The 18,361-nt window shown below is 32.4% G+C and carries 20 protein-coding genes; 12 read left to right on the top strand and 8 right to left on the bottom strand.

What is annotated here, in order from left to right:
- Positions 1–2 precede the first annotated feature (2 nt).
- The 3 genes from Q0772_RS00260 to Q0772_RS00250 all read left to right on the top strand — a co-directional run bounded on the left by Q0772_RS00260 (position 3) and on the right by Q0772_RS00250 (position 3,777).
- On the top strand, positions 3–644 hold the full coding sequence (locus tag Q0772_RS00260; RefSeq protein WP_298338544.1) for a hypothetical protein: 642 nt from the start codon (positions 3–5) through the stop codon (positions 642–644).
- A 100-nt stretch (positions 645–744) separates the two neighbouring features.
- Positions 745–3,033, top strand: coding sequence for a type IA DNA topoisomerase (locus tag Q0772_RS00255; RefSeq protein ID WP_298338541.1), 2,289 nt, complete (start codon positions 745–747; stop codon positions 3,031–3,033).
- Between the two features lie 156 nt (positions 3,034–3,189).
- The gene (locus Q0772_RS00250; protein WP_298338538.1) at positions 3,190–3,777 is read left to right on the top strand and encodes a pseudouridine synthase; all 588 of its coding nucleotides are present in this window, start codon (positions 3,190–3,192) and stop codon (positions 3,775–3,777) included.
- Here Q0772_RS00250 and Q0772_RS00245 read toward each other — a convergent pair.
- Genes Q0772_RS00245 through Q0772_RS00235 form a run of 3 tightly spaced genes read right to left on the bottom strand, consistent with a single transcriptional unit; the run spans position 3,774 to position 5,313 of the window.
- Positions 3,774–4,172: a DUF3784 domain-containing protein gene (locus tag Q0772_RS00245; protein WP_298338535.1), complete on the bottom strand. Its 399-nt coding sequence runs from the start codon at positions 4,170–4,172 to the stop codon at positions 3,774–3,776. The genes Q0772_RS00250 and Q0772_RS00245 overlap by 4 nt on opposite strands.
- Positions 4,173–4,814, bottom strand: a complete 642-nt coding sequence (locus Q0772_RS00240) for a hypothetical protein (protein ID WP_298338532.1) — start codon at positions 4,812–4,814, stop codon at positions 4,173–4,175.
- A gap of 4 nt (positions 4,815–4,818) precedes the next feature.
- A complete protein-coding gene (locus tag Q0772_RS00235) occupies positions 4,819–5,313 on the bottom strand; it encodes a sigma-70 family RNA polymerase sigma factor (protein ID WP_109351265.1) in 495 nt (164 codons plus the stop codon).
- A gap of 605 nt (positions 5,314–5,918) precedes the next feature.
- Between Q0772_RS00235 and Q0772_RS00230 the strand changes: the two genes are divergently transcribed.
- Complete coding sequence (locus tag Q0772_RS00230; RefSeq protein ID WP_298338528.1) at positions 5,919–8,072, top strand: TonB-dependent receptor; 2,154 nt, start codon at positions 5,919–5,921, stop codon at positions 8,070–8,072.
- Positions 8,073–8,417: 345 nt separating this feature from the next.
- Here the strand turns inward: Q0772_RS00230 and Q0772_RS00225 are convergent, their stop codons facing one another.
- Positions 8,418–9,281 (bottom strand): hypothetical protein, encoded by an 864-nt coding sequence (locus Q0772_RS00225; protein WP_298338525.1) that lies wholly within the window; start codon positions 9,279–9,281, stop codon positions 8,418–8,420.
- 276 nt (positions 9,282–9,557) lie between these two features.
- Between Q0772_RS00225 and Q0772_RS00220 the strand changes: the two genes are divergently transcribed.
- Positions 9,558–9,761, top strand: coding sequence for a hypothetical protein (locus Q0772_RS00220; protein WP_298338522.1), 204 nt, complete (start codon positions 9,558–9,560; stop codon positions 9,759–9,761).
- Between the two features lie 6 nt (positions 9,762–9,767).
- Here the strand turns inward: Q0772_RS00220 and Q0772_RS00215 are convergent, their stop codons facing one another.
- Positions 9,768–10,376: a hypothetical protein gene (locus tag Q0772_RS00215; protein ID WP_298338519.1), complete on the bottom strand. Its 609-nt coding sequence runs from the start codon at positions 10,374–10,376 to the stop codon at positions 9,768–9,770.
- A 274-nt stretch (positions 10,377–10,650) separates the two neighbouring features.
- On the opposite strand from Q0772_RS00215, the gene Q0772_RS00210 reads away from it, so the two are divergent.
- On the top strand, positions 10,651–11,379 hold the full coding sequence (locus tag Q0772_RS00210; RefSeq protein ID WP_298338516.1) for an energy transducer TonB: 729 nt from the start codon (positions 10,651–10,653) through the stop codon (positions 11,377–11,379).
- Between the two features lie 64 nt (positions 11,380–11,443).
- Here the strand turns inward: Q0772_RS00210 and Q0772_RS00205 are convergent, their stop codons facing one another.
- The gene (locus tag Q0772_RS00205; RefSeq protein WP_298338512.1) at positions 11,444–11,842 is read right to left on the bottom strand and encodes a hypothetical protein; all 399 of its coding nucleotides are present in this window, start codon (positions 11,840–11,842) and stop codon (positions 11,444–11,446) included.
- A gap of 153 nt (positions 11,843–11,995) precedes the next feature.
- Between Q0772_RS00205 and Q0772_RS00200 the strand changes: the two genes are divergently transcribed.
- The 5 genes from Q0772_RS00200 to Q0772_RS00180 all read left to right on the top strand — a co-directional run bounded on the left by Q0772_RS00200 (position 11,996) and on the right by Q0772_RS00180 (position 15,591).
- Positions 11,996–12,619 (top strand): hypothetical protein, encoded by a 624-nt coding sequence (locus Q0772_RS00200; RefSeq protein WP_298338509.1) that lies wholly within the window; start codon positions 11,996–11,998, stop codon positions 12,617–12,619.
- Between the two features lie 20 nt (positions 12,620–12,639).
- Positions 12,640–13,980 (top strand): histidine kinase, encoded by a 1,341-nt coding sequence (locus Q0772_RS00195; protein WP_298338506.1) that lies wholly within the window; start codon positions 12,640–12,642, stop codon positions 13,978–13,980.
- A gap of 11 nt (positions 13,981–13,991) precedes the next feature.
- Positions 13,992–14,294, top strand: coding sequence for a 2TM domain-containing protein (locus tag Q0772_RS00190; RefSeq protein WP_298338503.1), 303 nt, complete (start codon positions 13,992–13,994; stop codon positions 14,292–14,294).
- A gap of 12 nt (positions 14,295–14,306) precedes the next feature.
- Positions 14,307–14,636, top strand: a complete 330-nt coding sequence (locus Q0772_RS00185) for a 2TM domain-containing protein (RefSeq protein WP_109351256.1) — start codon at positions 14,307–14,309, stop codon at positions 14,634–14,636.
- Between the two features lie 199 nt (positions 14,637–14,835).
- Positions 14,836–15,591, top strand: coding sequence for a LytTR family DNA-binding domain-containing protein (locus Q0772_RS00180; RefSeq protein WP_298338497.1), 756 nt, complete (start codon positions 14,836–14,838; stop codon positions 15,589–15,591).
- A 10-nt stretch (positions 15,592–15,601) separates the two neighbouring features.
- On the opposite strand, the gene Q0772_RS00175 is transcribed toward Q0772_RS00180, so the two are convergent.
- Together Q0772_RS00175 and Q0772_RS00170 are read right to left on the bottom strand one after the other, a co-directional pair.
- Positions 15,602–16,264 carry a pyridoxamine 5'-phosphate oxidase family protein gene (locus Q0772_RS00175; RefSeq protein WP_298338494.1) on the bottom strand — a complete coding sequence of 221 codons (663 nt, stop codon included), beginning with the start codon at positions 16,262–16,264 and terminating at the stop codon, positions 15,602–15,604.
- A gap of 2 nt (positions 16,265–16,266) precedes the next feature.
- On the bottom strand, positions 16,267–16,782 hold the full coding sequence (locus tag Q0772_RS00170; protein ID WP_298338491.1) for a GNAT family N-acetyltransferase: 516 nt from the start codon (positions 16,780–16,782) through the stop codon (positions 16,267–16,269).
- A gap of 98 nt (positions 16,783–16,880) precedes the next feature.
- On the opposite strand from Q0772_RS00170, the gene Q0772_RS00165 reads away from it, so the two are divergent.
- On the top strand, positions 16,881–18,359 hold the full coding sequence (locus Q0772_RS00165) for a PLP-dependent aminotransferase family protein (RefSeq protein ID WP_298338488.1): 1,479 nt from the start codon (positions 16,881–16,883) through the stop codon (positions 18,357–18,359).
- Positions 18,360–18,361: the final 2 nt, after the last annotated feature.

The following is an 18,361-nucleotide window of genomic DNA, read 5'->3' as shown; positions in this document are numbered from 1 at the left end:
TTATGGCAGCAAAAGTAGTAGAGTCTCCTTCTGTAGTTAAAAGATACGCTGACATAATAAAAAATGGTTTATTTTTATTTGGTTTGAGAAATAGGCTTGATCGTCTTGGGATTAATATTAATCCTTACTATTGGGTGCAAGAGGAATTTACTAAGTGTGATAAGCCATTATTAAGAGATGATGAGAATAACTATACTCTAAAACATCTAAATATAGATGATGTTAAAGCTATAGCCAAAAATCATGGGCCTTCTTTTGATAAAATGATTAAAGGTCTAGAAAATGGTCAGGTTTGTATTGGTTTAGAGTGTAAAGGCGAAATTGCTTGCTATACTTTTGTTGAGTACAATAGTTTTGATTTTAATGGAAAATACTACAAGTTAAAACCTAATGAAGCTTATTTATTGCATATGTGGACGTTTCATAATTTTCGTGGGAGAAACTTAGCACCTTATTTACGTTATAAAGTATATCGAGTGCTGGAAGAAAAAGGCGTAGATGTTAAGTATAGTATTTCTCAATATTTTAATAAATCATCTATAAAGTTCAAAAAAAAATTAAACTCGAAGCATCATTTTCTTTGTTTAAATATCGTTTTATTTAATAAAGTAAAATGGAACTTTATTTTAAAAGAGTATGATTAGCCTCAGATATAATGTGACTAGTTAATAACTACTAATAATTCTTTTAAAATAAAACGTTTCAAATTTTTACTTTTCGGTTTTAAAACCTGAAAAGTTAAAAGTGAAAGTCTGTATTGCCGAAAAACCAAGTGTTGCCCGCGAAATTGCTGCTGTATTAGGAGCTAATTCAAAGCGTGATGGCTATTTTGAAGGTAACGGTTATGCAGTAACTTACACCTTTGGACATTTATGCACTTTAAAAGAACCTGTTGATTATAAACCGTATTGGAAAAGTTGGGATTTAAATAATCTCCCAATGCTACCCGAGAAGTTTGAAGTTAAGGTGTCTTCCAATTCAGGTATTAAAAAACAATTCAATATTGTAAAAAGTTTATTTGATAAAGCCGAAGTTGTTATAAACTGTGGTGATGCGGGGCAAGAGGGGGAACTTATTCAACGATGGGTAATGAATGAAGCAGGATACAAAGGCGAAGTCAAGCGTTTGTGGATTTCTTCCTTAACCACAGAAGCTATTAAAGAGGGTTTTGAAAATCTGAAACCAGCCAGCGACTATGATAATTTATACTATGCAGGATTTTCTAGATCTATAGGGGATTGGCTGTTAGGTATAAATGCAACAAGATTGTATACTGTAAAGCACGGTGGTTACAAACAGGTATTGTCTGTTGGTCGCGTGCAAACGCCTACTTTAGCCATGGTTGTTAATCGATTTAAGGAGATTGAAAATTTTAAACCACAACCATATTGGGAATTACAAACGCTTTATAGAGATACGCTTTTTAGTTATGAAGATGGGCGTTTTCTTAAAAAAGAAGATGGAGAGGCTTTGGCAAATAAGGTTAAAGAAAGTGATTTTGAAATTGAATCAATAACCAAAAAGAAAGGTAAAGAATATGCACCTAAACTTTTTGATTTAACGGGATTGCAAGTTTACTGTAACACTAAGTTTGGGTTTTCAGCAGATGAAACTTTGAAAATCGTTCAGACATTATATGAGCGCAAAGTGGTTACCTATCCTAGAGTTGATACCACATTTTTACCAAATGATGTATACCCAAAAGTATCTGGGATTTTACAGAAGTTGACTAACTATTCAAAATTAACACAACCACTTTTAGGTAAAAAGATAAAAAAATCAACAAGAGTCTTTAATGATAAAAAAGTAACTGATCATCATGCTATAATCCCAACAGGTATGCAAGCTCAGTTAAATCCTGCCCAACAGCAAGTTTATAATATTATTGTAAAGCGCTTTATTGCGGTGTTTTATGATGATTGTTCTGTGGCAAATACCACAGTTCTAGGGAGTGCAGCAAAGGTGGTTTTTAAAACTACTGGAAAAGAAATTTTAGATAAAGGGTGGCGTATTGTTTTTGAGAACTCAAATACAAAAGAAAAAGAATCGGGTATTTTACCAAGCTTTGAAAAAGGCGAAAAGGGCCCGCACGAACCTTCGTTTTTAGAAAAAGAAACCAAACCACCAAATCAGTTTACAGAAGCTTCGTTATTGCGTGCTATGGAAACTGCAGGAAAGCAAGTTGATGATGAAGAGTTACGCGATTTAATGAAAGAGAATGGTATAGGTCGTCCGTCCACTCGTGCAAATATTATTGAAACACTTTTCAGAAGAAAATATATAAAACGAAATAAGAAACAGGTTTTGCCAACGGTTACAGGTGTTCAGTTGATTGATACGATTCAAAATGATTTATTGAAATCTGCAGAATTAACAGGCTCATGGGAAAAACAGTTGAAAGATATTGAGAAAGGTGAATATACAGCTGGTGCGTTTATAAAAAACATGAAGCGTATGGTAGATGCTTTAGTTTATGAGGTTAGAAGTGAAAAACGTGCTAATATTTCTCATGCTACAACTTTAAAAAAGCGAGTAGCTAAAGCTGAAGCTAAAAAAGGTGCAGGAATTACTGCTGAAAAATGTCCTAAGTGTGCACAAGGTCAGATTATAAAAGGGAAAACGGCTTATGGTTGTAGTGCTTATAAAACAGGTTGCGATTTTGTAATGCCGTTTAAATTTGAAGGGAAAAAGATTTCTGAAAAACAATTTATAAGACTACTTCAAAAAGGATCTACGGTTAATTTAAAGGGTTTTAAAACCCATTCTGGAACAGTAGAAGGTTTGCTGCGTTTTGATGAAGGTTTTAAGCTAAAATTAGAGGCAAAACAAACTTCAGTAAAGGCGAATAAGGATGCTTTGGTTTGCCCTAAATGTAAAAAAGGAGCCGTTATAAAAGGAAAAACAGCTTATGGTTGTAGTGCTTATAAATCAGGTTGCGATTTTAAAGTAACTTTTGATGTTGTTAGAGAAAAAATAAATGGGCAAACACCAACTAGAGAGCTTGTGCATAATATCTTGAATGGAAGCGTTTAAACAGCGTTTGTCCTGTCGACAGAGTGAAGTATGAGCGATGAGACATCTCATTAGGATGAGATTCCTCATAGTGTCTCGTTAGAAATAACAGTTTGATTAATTTATCACTTTAATAAAGTTGTATCTATGATGAAAATACTCGCTGAAAAGTAAAATATGATTGTAGATAAAACAAAACATAGGCATTTTGTAGCCTTTAAACCTTACGGGTATTTGAGTCAGTTTTCGAGTAACGACTCCAAGCAACAATCGAAAAAGTTTCTGGGTAGTTTATATGATTTTCCTGAAGGTATAATGGCTATAGGAAGGTTGGATGAAGCTTCAGAAGGTTTGTTATTGCTTACCACAGATGGTAAAATGAGCGCACATATAAACAGCCAAAAAGTTGAAAAAGAATATTACGCCCAAGTAGATGGGATTATTTCTGAGGAGGCTGTGTTTCAACTAAAAACTGGTATTGATATAACAGTTGATGGCTTGGTGTATAAAACAAAACCTTGTAAAGTCTTTAAGTTAAATGCTATTCCTGATTTGCCTGAACGTGCAAAAAAAATTAGAGACGATAGGCATGGGCCAACATCTTGGGTGTCTATGACTTTAAAAGAGGGTAAATTTAGGCAAGTTAGAAAAATGACTTCAGCAGTTGGTTTTCCAACATTACGATTAGTTCGTGTTAGGGTTGGTGGTATTCATGTTAAGGATATGAAGGCTGGAGATGTTGTTGAGGTTAAAAACTTCTTTTAAGCTTGGTTAATCAGCATTTTTATTACAATTAAAATTGTAATAAAACTTAAAACAAGGATAAGAATCTTATTCGTTATTGGTGGTTTGTCTAGATAGAATTTGTCACTTTTCTTAAAGAAGTAGATGTATGCTAAAAGCGGGTAGGCTATAAGTGAAAAATTTGAGGCTTTGTCGTTTACTAAAAACTTAATAACAAAGGCTAAGAGCATTACAGATATACCAAGAAAAATATGAAAAGATTTAAAAAAAGGAATAAACGCCTTTATATTAAACTTTTCTCGTTCTTGTTTTTTCATTGTATTGTAACCCGAAAGTAAAAACTTAGCGTTTTCCTCTTTTAATATAAAAGCAACAGCAATAAAAGATAACCCTATAATGAGTATGGTTATAGTCATCTATACTTCAAGCTTTTTTAATTCTTTGTAATTTCGGTTTAAGCGTTTTAGTAATATACCGTAAATTAACCAATAAAATAGAAGTAAAACCCCAATGGTTACGGCAAGGACTAATATGATAACGATAACTATTACTGCGTAAAATTTAAAAACTTGCCCATTAGCTGTAGCTAGCTCTAGTTGACTTGAGAATTCCGGGTTGTGATTAAACCCGTAAATAGCACCTATAACAGCGCCTACAACCAAAAACACTAGATTAAAAATAACATAGTATTTAACCGTTTTTCGTGTTTTTATTATGTTTTCCATTAGTTTTTTTGAGCTATCTGTGGCAGAAATATTTTTATAATTTTTATAAAAAAGATAGAAGAAATAAATTAAAATACCATAACTGATTACACTAATTGGTATAAGTATGTGGTCTAGGTCTAAGGCCTCTAGTTTTCCTGAGTACGAGCTGCCTTTCATTAAAAACGATATGGCAATCCAAAAAGTAAATTCTAGTATGCTAATAATAAATATCCATTTTACTATGGATGATGATTTTTTTAAGATCATCTTATAAATGTCGTCATAAGAGAGTTTAGGGTAATCTACTTTCTCTTTATTCCAATCTTTTTTGAGTATATCTAATTCATCCATAGTGTTACGGATTTAAAATGGTTCTAAGTTTCGTTTTTATTCTATTCATTTTCACGCGGGCATTTACTTCACTTATCCCCAATGTTTCACTGATTTCTCTATAATCTTTGTCTTCTAAATACAAAAAAACTAACGCTTTTTCAATGTCGTTTAATTGATGAACGGCTTTATAAAGAACCTTTAATTGTTGCTCTTCGGTATCGTCATAATCCTCTGCTTTTATTTTAAATTCTACGCCTTCAAAATCCTGTGTTTTTATAGAGCGTTTAGATTTTCTATAAAGTGTAATAGCGGTATTTAATCCCACCCGATACATCCACGTACTAAACTTTGCATCGCCTCGAAATTTAGGATATGCTTTCCAAAGTTGTATGGTTATTTCTTGAAATAAATCGTTGTGTGCATCATAATTATTGGTGTACAAACGGCAAACTTTGTGCACAATATTTTGATGCTTTTCTAGCAATTCTACAAAACTATGTTCTAGTTCTTTATTCAATGGGATGGTTTAGTTATAATATAAGTAGCTTAAATTTTTAAAACGTTACACATCGTGTAAATTATTTTTTACGGCTTGTATTTTAATAGGTTAGAAGTGTTAAAAAAAGGTAATGTTTTTTTGCTAAAATTAACTTAGAGGTTTAAAAATTTACTCAAAAACGAGTATTTATGTGATATCTAAACTTGTTATTTAGATAATTTATGTTTAAATCTGGATTTCAGTTAATTGAGTGTTTGTTATAAATAAAATCTATGACACCTTTTTTAGCGCTTATTTCACCTTTTTAGTAGTTGTATGTAGCTAATATATAAAAAAATAATTCGTCGGGATTTCAGGATAAAAATCTTTTAGAAATTTTAAAAATTCTTAAGGGTTTTCATCTCCATTTTTAGGCTTTATAAAATTTAAAAAATAGGATTAGCTCCCAATATATAAAATCATTTTTTGAGATTTTACAATCTAAAATTTCAATTCATCATTCAAATTTTACAGTTCGGTCATTAAGAGTTTTTGTATCCACTCTTGTATTGCAAATTTGTCTCATCAATTTAAGTCAATCAAAATCCAATCAACAAAAAACGAATAGCAAAATTTTAGTCATCATGAAAAAAATAACCAGTATTCTTATTCTTTTAATCGGCATCCAAATTTCTGCTCAAACAACTATAAGTGGAACTGTTTTAAACCATAAAAACGAACCCATTGTTGGAGCTAATATTTATTTAGAAGGCACTTATGATGGAAGCACTTCTATGGAAGCTGGAGCGTTCGCTTTTAAAACTTCAGAAACAGGAACACAAACTTTAATCGTTTCCTTTTTGTCTTATGAAACTTATACTATGGTTGGCGATATTTCTTTTATGAAAGATCTCACTATTAAGCTTCGAGAAGATGTTGGCACTTTAGATGCGGTAGTTTTATCTGCAGGAACATTTTCTGCAGGCGATAATAGTAAAGTAAATGCATTAAAGCCATTAGATGTTGTAACCACTGCAAGTGCGTTAGGCGATTTTGTAGGTGCTTTACAAACTTTACCAGGAACCACTACCGTTGCAGAAGACGGTAGATTATTTGTGCGTGGAGGCGATGCCAACGAAACGCAGATTTTTATTGATGGTATCCGTGTGTTTACACCATATTTTCCAACAACCAATAATGCACCAACAAGAGGGCGCTACTCACCATTTTTGTTTGATGGTATTACTTTCTCAACAGGAGGCTACTCTGCAGAGTTTGGGCAAGCCTTATCCAGTGTGCTACTTCTAAACACTATTGACGAACCCGACCAAGAAAAAACAGATATTGGTATCATGAGCGTTGGTGCAACACTAGGCAATACTCAAAAATGGGAAAAGAGTTCATTGAGTGTAAATGCATCCTACATAAACTTAGCACCTTACAACGCTATTTTCAAAAACAGAAACGAGTGGATTAAACCTTTTGAAACAGCTTCAGGAGAGGCGGTTTATAGAAAAAAAACCAACTCAGGATTATTTAAACTCTATGGTGCTTTTGATGCTACTAACTTTGAGTTAACCCAAGAAGACATCAACAGACCAGAAGGCGCATATTTTAAATTAAACAACAATAGCTTTTATTTAAATGGGTCGTATCAAGGCGTTTTAAACGATACTTGGTCTGTTTTTGGAGGTCTAAGTTATACAAGAGCAAAAAACAACTTAATCTTTATAGAAAGTGATATTAAGGATACAGAAAACTCACTACACACCAAGCTAAAGTTTAAAAACAGAATCAGTAACCGCTTAAAACTCTATTTTGGAGCAGAATACTTTGTAACAGATTTTAAAGAATCCTACGAAGATGAAACGATTAACAAAGTAAGCTACGGGTTTAACAACAACATTGCAGCAGCTTTTGCCGAAGCCGATATTTTTATATCAAAACAACTCGCCTTTAAAGCAGGTTTACGTGGTGAGTATTCAGAGCTGTTTAAAGATTTCACCTTAGCTCCAAGAGTATCTTTAGCCTATAAAACCACCAGTAAAAGTCAGGTATCTTTAGCCTATGGTAATTTTTATCAAAATCCATCAAGTAACATTTTAAAGTTTAACCAAGATTTAAAAGCAGAAAACACATCGCATTATATCTTTAACTACCAATACAATGCAGATAGAAAAATATTTAGAGCCGAAGCTTATTATAAAGCGTACGAGAATTTAGTAAAATACGATACCGAGTTTACAAACTTCGATACTAATTTCACAAACAACGGTAGTGGTTTTGCACGTGGTATAGATTTCTTTTGGAGAGACAGCAAAAGCATCAAAAATTTCGATTATTGGGCAAGCTACTCCTATCTAGATACTAAGCGCGATTATAAAAACTACCTAACCAAAGCCCAACCCAATTTTGCAAATACGCACAACCTATCATTAGTCGGTAAATATTGGGTAGATAAATGGCGCAGTCAAGTAGGCTTTAGTTACGCCTACGCTTCGGGCAGAACCTTTACTAACCCAAACCAAACAGGTTTTTTAAACGATAAAACCAAGGCCTTTAATAGCCTAAGTTTAAACTGGGCGTATTTAATAAGTCCACAAAAAATACTCTATGCATCTGTAAATAATGTATTAGGTTTTAAAAATATTAATGGCTACCAATATGCCAATACACCAAATGCCAACGGAAATTTTAACAGGCGTGCATTACAACCAGCAACAGATCAATTCTTTTTCGTCGGTTTCTTCTGGACCATTAGCGAAGATAAAAAGAGCAACCAGTTAGATAATCTATAGGGCGTTACCACAAGGGTCGGGCTATCCGTTATATCTTTTTAAAAACGTCATTGTGAGGGCGGAACAACCGTAACAATCTGTCAAATTAAAGTTTCCAAGTAAATCGTTTTTCCTAAGGTTTTAAAAAGGATGCCACTACTATCCCTAACGCGGGTGTATTTGCTAGCTTAATTTTTTAAAGAGAAAAGAGGTTTTGTTTTTGGGAAGTTCGTTTACCGGTCTCGGCTATGAGTAGTTGCGTGGGTTAGCACTTAATTTTGCAAGTACTCACTAAGCTGAAAATCCTCGCGGATTTTCAGAAGTAGGCGAGAACAAGCAATTACTTATAGCCATTGTTGTGTGTCGTTATTTATTCCAAAACTTCCATTTGGAATCGTTTATAAATGATTTAAAGGGTAATTTTTTTCTTGGTTTTCTGTTGTTTTTTTCAAATTCAATTTGTGCGTTAATGTCAATTTGTAAATGTCTCCAATCCATTGTCAGTCCAGGACTATTCTTTTCTAAAAATTTATCGAAATTCCGATTGATTTCAATATTGTCAATAAGAAAAAAATCATCTTTATGAAATTTATAATTATCTGAACCAAACATTGTTACTCTTACTCCATCTCGATAATCTCCAACGTTCATAATTAGGATATTGGAATTCATAAAGTCATTTTTTGTCGGTTTTTCACTTTGATTAATTCGAGTAAGGACAATGGTGTTACTTGCTATCCAATAATCTTTAAGGCCATTTTCCTTTATGATTAATGCTCCGCCATAATTTCCATTATTTAATCTGAAAGAAATTAAATCTCCTTTTTTAAAAATTGGTGGTCTTTTCTTTTTGGTTTTCCGAGATTTTGGTTTTTTTCTTGGGACTTGAATTGTTTTCAGAAATTTTTTCAGGTCTCTTTTACGTTCTTTTATTGTTTTTTCGTCAGCATCTAGTCTTGTCCAAATATTAATGTCTTTTTCTTCCTCAATATATTTAGTAACTTTCTCTAGAGTTTTCTTGTCGAGAGTACAAGTTTCCCACATCGCAAGTGCAATTGTAAACCAGAAGTCACAAATACTATCACTTTCCTCGTTCAAATCAGGATATTCATCGTGAAGTTTTTCGATGATTTCTGATGGTTTCAATTCTTCATTGTAATACTCGAAAAAACTGTCATAGAAATCTCCAGAATTATCATTATCAAGTATTCCTGTTCCCCAAGTTCCCATATTTTATTTTCTGTAGCTTGTTCTCATAATGACACACAATGTTTTACGGATATGCGTCGTTTTAATACTGAAACAAGTTCAGCACAAGTGACTTATATCCGACGGTAAACGAAGTTATCATTTTTTTCTGATAAAATCAAGCACAAAAGTACTCATAGTATCAACCAAATATTGAATTTTCAGACATGATAAATGTCATAGTTAATAACCTGTGTAAATGATAATTTTAGTGTATTGAAATTATGATGATTTATACATCAGTTAAAACGAAGTGTCATGGAAGCAAAAAAAAATCCAAATCTGGAAATAGGAAGAAATAGCGGCATTTACTTTGCTATTGGACTAAATTTAATGTTGCTTTTATCTTGGAGGGCTCTAGAATACAAAACATTCGAATATGAAGATGTGGTAATTGATCTTGTACAAGTTGAGAGTGAATTTGAAGAAGAAATTCCGATTGTGAGTATGAATACGCCGTAATTGCGGTTATAAATTGTTGGCTGTAATGTTTTCTTTTCCATAAAGTTTATTCACTTTTGGTTGAATAATCCAAATTCCAATGAAGTAAAACCATAGCAGGAAAAATTCCCCTGCAAAATCTCCAAATCCAGTTTTTTTCTGTAATTCCGCTGTTTTAATTGTTTTTGCCACAAAATACATTGAGTAGAAAATACAAAACATAGAGAATAGATGAAGTGGTAAAATAATTGCAACAAATCCACCTTCATTTGGGAATCCATTTGTTCCCATTCCTGAAAAAATTCCGCCCATATAAATCATAAAGAAAATGATATAGATAAGAGGAATAAAAAATAAGATTTTAAACTTTTTTACTTTCATTTTAATTTCCTCTGGAATATTTTTTTGAAGTCCAATTGCTATTGACCAAAACCAACCAAAAAACACCAAAGAAAACAGAATCATAATTATTGGAAATATTTGAAATGTATTCATAATATTTTCAGGGTTAGGATTTGATTCAGAATCTAAGTTCGAAAACATATTAAACATTGTGTAAAACTGAAAAAATAATGGTATTCCAAGCATTACTATAAATAATTGCCAATGTTTTGCTTTTAAAAAAGTATCTATCATTTATTCTATTGGTTTGGGTTCAGACATTACACACAATGTTTTCACGGATATGCGTCGTTTTAATACTGAAACAAGTTCAGCACAAGTGACTTATATCCGACGGTAAACGAAGTTATCATTTTTTTCTGACAAAATCAAGCACAAAAGTATTCATAGTATCAACCAAATATTGAATTTTCAGATATGACAAATGTCATAGTTAATAACCTGTGTAAATGATAATTTTAGTGTATTGAAATTATGATGATTTATACATCAGTTAAAACGAAGTGTCATGGAAGCTAAAAAGAATCCAAAAATGGAAATAGGACGAAATAGTGGGATTTATTTTGCTATTGGATTAAATTTAATGTTGCTTTTATCTTGGAGGGCTCTAGAATACAAAACATTCGAATATGAAGATGTGGTAATTGATCTTGTACAAGTTGAGAGTGAATTTGAAGAAGAAATTCCGATTGTGAGTATGAATACGCCACCACCACCTCCGCCACCACCTGTAGTTAGCGAAACTATAGAGATTGTCGATGATGTTGAAGAGGTTGAAGAAACGATAATTGAAAGTACTGAAATAAGTCAAGATGATGCTATTGAAGAGCGTATTGTTAGTGTAAATGATGTTAATGTAGCAGAATTTGATGAAGATGTACAAGTAGCATTTGCTGTAATTGAAGATGTACCAGTTTTTCCTGGTTGTGAGGGCTTATCAAAACAAGCAACAAAAGACTGTTTTCAGAAGAAGATGCAACAACATGTGGCTAATAATTTTAATTACCCGCAAACCGCTTTAGATTTAGGTATTCAAGGACGAGTATCAGTATTATTCGTAATAGACCAAAAAGGACATATCACAGGTATTAGATCAAGAGGACCTGATAAAATACTTCAAGATGAAGCAGAGCGTATCATTGGTTCACTACCAAAAATGAAACCCGGTAAACAGCGTGGTAAAGCCGTAAAAGTTGCTTATGCTGTACCTATATTCTTCAAGTTTCAAGAAGGTTAAGGATAGTAAAAGGGTTTTGTATCAATGTGAAAAAGGCAGTTTAAAATATATTTTAAACTGCCTTTTAATTTAAATGCTTTACCGCATCATTATGCAGTATCACTTTTCTAAAGTCTCTGGGTTTTTTATCATTCATCAATTTTAAACCTTCACTAGCCTCAATTAACATATTAAAATTCGCCTCACTAGCATGGTATTGTAATTTACTTTTATAGGTGGTTATTAGCATAAAACTATATGGCGCTTCTTTTGTAGGTTGCGTTTCTAGTAATTGATAGCTGTCTATATAACCTTTTTCAACGGCCTTAATACGAAGCTGCTCCCAATTATTTTGATAATAAAATAACGCTTCGGCTTTATTATTATTTAAAACCTCCACATAGTCAATCATTGATATTTTTTCAGTCTGGCTAAACCCTAAAGCAGTTATTAAAACAAAAAAAAGCACTATTAATTTTTTCATGAGTTAAGATTTTAACCATAGAAAAATAGACAATTTTAGGCTTAAAGAGCAAAGGTTTAACATTTCAGCAACAAAAAATAACAGTTCGGTAAGTTGGTTTTTAAAAGCATGAACTTCCGTTGGATATTTGTCTCATCATTAAAAACAACCATTATGAAAAAAATAATTATTATCGCAACACTTTTAGTTTCTGGATTTATAAATGCACAAACTAATTATGAAAAAGGGATGCAAAAAGCCTTTGATCTTTGGGGAGAAAATAAACCCATAGAAGCAGCAAATTTATTTGAGCGTATAGCAAAAGCAGAAACAGATAATTGGTTACCGCCCTATTATGCAGCTCAAATCAATATCATTTACAGTTTTGGAGAACGGGATGAAGAGAAGCTTACGGCAAAACTTAAAAAAGCACAAGACTTAATAAATGATGCCACAGCCATCTCAAAAGAAAACCCTGAGATATTAGTTCTACAAGCTTTATTGCATACTGCTTGGGTGGCTTATGATGGTGCTACGTATGGCATGACCTTATCAGGAAAAGTAGTAGAGCTATACACGAAAGCAAATATGCTAGCTCCAGAAAACCCAAGAGTAGTGTATTGTAAAGCAGAGTGGGATATTGGAGGTGCTAAATATTTTGGGCAAGATACCTCACCATTTTGTAAAGAACTTGAGCGTGCCATAGAACTTTTTGCTAACTTTAAACCAGAAACACCATTTTACCCAAATTGGGGCGCAGACCGAGCAAAAATGCTATTAGAGTTTTGTGGTAAGTAAAAAATACTAGATAAATAATTATGACGAAATCGACTAAAAATATCATTACCACTTTCATTATAGGATGTGTCATTTTTGTAATTGGCAACCTGTTATCTGGCGGATTTGATTTTGAAACAACTAATGAGTTTTTAATCGATTTTGGATTTTATCAACTGTATTCTTTTGTGTTAGGCTATTCCAATATGTATTTTTTCGATTACATGGAGCGCCGCAACTGGAAAAAGAACGACACCATTAAGCGTATAGTAATTGGCATTCTAGGAGCAACAATTATAACCTTAATAGGTTTGTTTATACTCAGAGTTTCAACCCATATGGTATATGGAGGTTTAACGTTTAATGAGTTTATATCCAGAGAAAAATTTGAGTACTATCGATTTGGGTTATGGGTAACGTTAACCATTGTTATTATTTTTCATGTCATTTATTTTTATAATAAGTATCAGCAAAATAGAATTAAAGAACAAAAAGTAATTGCAGGTACAGCAAGCGCAAAATTTGACGCATTAAAAAACCAGTTAGACCCACATTTTTTGTTTAATAGCTTAAATGTATTAACCAGTTTAATAGAAGAGAATCCAGATAATGCACAAAAGTTTACAACCTCGTTATCAAAAGTATATCGTTATGTTTTAGAGCAAAAAAATAAAGAATTAGTAACAGTAGATGAGGAGTTGCAATTTGCAAAAACCTATATGTCTTTACTAAAAATGCGTTTTGAAGATAGTATTGTTTTTACAATGCCCGAAACTGCATCAAACCCAGAAAGTAAAGTGGTACCACTATCATTACAGTTGTTGTTAGAAAACGCGGTAAAACATAATATGGTAACATCAAGTAAACCTTTGCATATTAGAATTTATGAAGACCAAGGAGATTTGGTAGTTGAAAATAATTTACAACCCAAACAAATAGTCAAAAAGAGTAGTGGTGTAGGTTTAAGTAACATCAAACAACGCTACGATTTATTAACCAACAAAAAAGTAAATATACACAAAGAAGCAAATCGTTTTGCAGTAGCAATACCTATGCTTACTAAAAAAATATCAGTCATGAGAACAGAACAATCAACATCACAATTAGATGACAGTTACATGCGCGCATTAAACCATGTAGACGAACTTAAAGGGTTTTATTATAGTGTTATATCGTATTGTTTAGTCATTCCTTTCTTAATATTTATCAATTATAAAACCTCTTGGGATTTCCAATGGTTTTGGTTCCCAATGTTTGGTTGGGGTATTGGTTTAGCAATTCAAGCCTTTAGAGTTTTTGTAAACGATGGGGCATTTGGAAGAAAATGGGAAAAACGCAAAATGGAAGAGTTTATGCGTAACGAAGATAAAAATTGGGACTAAAATTAAATAAAATGGAACCATTACAAGATACAGAAACTAATAAAAAAGCAATAAGAGCTCGTAAGCGTATCGAAGATATAAAAGGGTTTTATCAGCACCTCTTTGCTTACTGTTTATTTTCACCATTCATGATTTTTATCAATTACAAAACCTATTGGGAATATAAATGGTTTTGGTTTCCAATTTTAGGTTGGGGTATAGGAGTAGCCATTCATGCATTTGTAGTTTTTGTTCACAAAGGCAGCTTAGGCCGTAATTGGGAAGAACGCAAAATTGAAGAATTAATGCGTAAAGAAGAAAACAAGTGGGATTAAAAAATTAAGATTATGGAAAATTATAAACTAGAACCGTATCAAAATAAAAACCATCAAAAAGAGCAAGCATACACACGAGCAAAAAAACGTGTAAAAGAGATCAAAGGCTTTTACTGGCATGCCTTCTGGTATGTAGCTGTTAATATTTTTATTATAACAATGGTGGTGTCAAACGGAGGAGATTTATTTCATTTCGGAACCTTTTCAACGGCCCTTTTTTGGGGAATAGGTTTAGGCTTTCATGCACTTGGAGTATTTGGTAAAAACCTCATTTTTAGTAAATCTTGGGAAGAACGCAAGATTAAACAATACATGGATAACGATAAAAAACAATGGAAATAAAAAGTTGGGCGTTACCACAAGGGTCGGGCTATCCGCTATATCTTTTTAAAGTGTCATTGCGAGGAGTGTGCGACGTAGCAATTTGTAAAATATAGTTATTAAGCAAACTTTAGTTTTACAAGCTTTAAATAGGATGCCGCTTCTATCCCTAACGCACCATCCGCCAACAAAAAGTTAAGCATCAAAAACAAACCAATCAATGAAAGTAATTATTATAGAAGACGAAAAACCATCAGCAAGACGTCTACAACGTATGCTGCAAAAACTAGATTTAACTACAGATGTTATGCTACATTCCGTAGAAGAATCTATTAATTGGTTTCAAAATAACAACCATCCAGATTTAATATTTCTAGATATCCAGTTAAGCGATGGTTTATCTTTTGAAATCTTTGAAGCTATAGACATCAAATCAGCTATCATATTCACCACTGCCTATGATGAATATGCACTTAAAGCTTTCAAACTAAACAGTATCGATTATTTGCTAAAACCTATTGACGAAGACGATTTAGCAAGCGCAGTAAAAAAATACCAAGAACGAGCACCTCAAAAACAAGCTGTAACCTTAGATTTTAATGATATTAAAAAACTACTAGTAAACCCAATTGATAGAGAATATAAAAAGCGCTTTTCAGTAAAAGTAGGGCAGCACCTAAAACTTATAAATATTGATGACATAGAATGTTTTTATAGCGAAAACAAAGGCACCTATTTGCATACCACAGAAGGTAGAAACTATCTTTTAGATACCACACTAGATCATTTAACAGACGAGCTAGAACCGCAAACCTTCTATCGTATTAACCGTAAGTTTTTTGTAAATATAAATGCCATTAAAGATATGGTAAGCTATACCAACTCACGGTTACAAATAAAACTCCATTCTTATAACGAGCAAGAGGTTATCGTAGCCCGAGAACGTGTTAAGGATTTTAAGGGGTGGTTAGAGTAGGCTAGTTTATTTACCCCTTGTTTTGCTCATAATACTCTAAAACATGTTTAGGGATGTCCATTTTAGTTGGTATGCCTTCATCTGCAATTGGGTATTCGGCAACCAGCTTTAAAGGGACTAAGCCAGCCCAAACATTTAAATCGTAATCTTCAGGTTCATCACCAACACCAACATCTCTTATTTTAGCAGAAGCGGTATTAATAGTCATTTCCACAACTAGTGTTCTATCTAATTCTTTTTTGTGCATGGGTCTAATGCCATCCCAACGCCCTTTCATCATGTGTTCCATAAAGTAAAAAAGCGCTTTATCTTTCTCTTTAGGAGCTTCAATCTTTTTAACTGAACCAAATAAAGTAACAGAACGATAGTTAACAGAATGGTGCAGTCCAGAACGCGCTAAAACTAAGGCGTCTAAGTGCATAACAGTCATACTCATTTCTTTAGCTTCCAATAAGGCTAATAACATTCTGTTGGCTTGAGATCCGTGCAAATAAATTTTATTGTCTTTTCTTCCGTAAGCCATGGGTAAAGTAATGGCTCTATTTTTATATACATAACTTACATAGCCAATAAAACCGCTATCTAAAATGGTATTTATTTTTTCAACATCATAAGTAGCCCTTTTTTGTCCACGTTTTACTCGGTTCAATTTTGTTTTTTCGTATGTTTTCATGCTTATAAATCTTTACCGAAAATTAAATTTGGATAATTACTATTTCCAACAAAAAAATCAATATTTCCAATTTTTTTGAAGCCGTATTTTTTATAAAAATTAATTCCCTTTTTGTTTTTATAATATGCAGTCAGCCATATCTTTTTAAATTTTAAATCAATCGCTTTTTGCAGTATAATTTCTTGTAATTGAGAACCTATTTTTAGTCCAATAAAATCGTTTAAAACGTATAGTCTTTGTAGTTTACAAGAATTAATTTCTGGTTTTGTAGGGTGTTTTATGTTTAATGCTAGTTTAGCAAAACCAACTGGTAATTCATTAGAAAAAACAATCCAATATAGAATGTCATCATCATTTAATTCTTCTTTAATCCTAGAAACTGCATAATGTTCATTGTAAAATTCAAGTAAATCGTTTTTGTTTTCTATATAATCTCCATGAGATTCGGTGTAGGTTACCCTTCCTAGTAGGGCAATATGAATAGCATCAGATGATATGGCTCTTCGTATTTCAATCATTTTCAACTTATTTATATATCTGTTTGTTTGACTATTTCAAAATTACTAGTTTTATGGACTCTTATAATCGTCCAGAATAAATATAATTAATAGTCCAGATGTTTCCGTATAAAACCAGTATTCAATTTGATAGAAAAAGTAATCAAGCATTGTATTTACAATTGTCAAATCAAATTATTCAATTGATTAAAAACCAAACTTTAGGTGCTAACACAAAACTTCCTGGTAGTAGAACTCTGGCAGAACAGTTAAATGTTCATAGAAAAACTATTGTTGCTTGCTATGATGAGCTTTTGTTGCAAGGTTGGGTAGAAAGTATTCCTAAAAAGGGAACTTTTGTATTAAGTAATTTGCCTGTATTAAAACAACATAAGTTAAGTGATTTTGGTGATGTTGATTTGAAAAAAAATAGTGGTTTTTCTTTTTATAAAAACAGCGATTTACCCGAAAAGCCTGTTAAGAGAGATGAAGATTTTATGTATTTAAATGATGGAATTTCGGATGGCAGATTAACACCAATAGATGAAATTGCTAGAACATACAGAAGAATTTCTGCAAAAAGATCTGTGTTCAAACATTTGTCTTATGGCTCTGTTTACGGGAATGATACTTTACGTGAAGTTTTAGTAAGCTATTTAAATACAACAAGAGGTTTAAATATTAATAAAGACAATGTGCTGCTTACTCGCGGTAGTCAAATGGGAATTTGGTTATCATCGCAATTATTACTTAAAAAAGACGATATTATTGTAGTTGGAAATACTAATTATGAGTCTGCAGATTGTACTTTTTTATATCAACAAGCGAAACTTGAAACAGTTTTGGTAGATGAAAACGGAATAGTAACTGATGAAATTGAAAAGTTATGTAAGAAACAACAAATTAAAGCGGTTTATGTAACGACTCACCACCACCATCCAACAACAGTAACGCTTTCTGCAAAAAGAAGAATTCATCTTTTAAATCTTTCAAAGCAATATGGTTTTGCAATTATTGAAGATGATTACGATTATGATTTTAATTATAATCATGCTCCAATTTTACCATTAGCAAGCCACGATACTAATGGACATGTTATTTATATAGGTTCGGTTTGTAAAACTGTTGCTCCAGTTTATAGAATTGGTTATTTAATTGCTTCAAAAGCGTTTGTAGATGAAGCAGCTAAATTGAGAGGTTTTATAGATAGACAGGGCGATGCATTATTAGAATTAACATTTGCAGATTTTATAAAATCTGGGGATCTAGATAGGCATATTCGTAAAGTGATGAAAATTTACAAACAAAGACGTGACTTGTTTTGTAAGCTTTTAAAAGATGAAATAGGTGATTTTTTCCAATTTGAAATTCCTATTGGTGGTATGGCAGTTTGGGTAAAGTTACATCCAGAGTATTCTTGGTTTACTATTGCTGAAGTTGCTAAAAAGTATAAATTAGAAATAGGGAATTGGCAACGTTATGATAGGGCTAAATCAAGCCATAATTGTATAAGAATTGGTTTTGCAGCTTATAATGAAAATGAAATTTATGAATTAATAAACAGATTAAAGAAAACAATTATAGAGATTAAAAACTGATA

Source organism: uncultured Algibacter sp. (assembly GCF_947490405.1).
Taxonomy (GTDB): domain Bacteria; phylum Bacteroidota; class Bacteroidia; order Flavobacteriales; family Flavobacteriaceae; genus Algibacter_B.
Note: the sequence above shows the minus strand (reverse complement) of the source record. Positions and strands in the feature narration are given on the sequence as shown.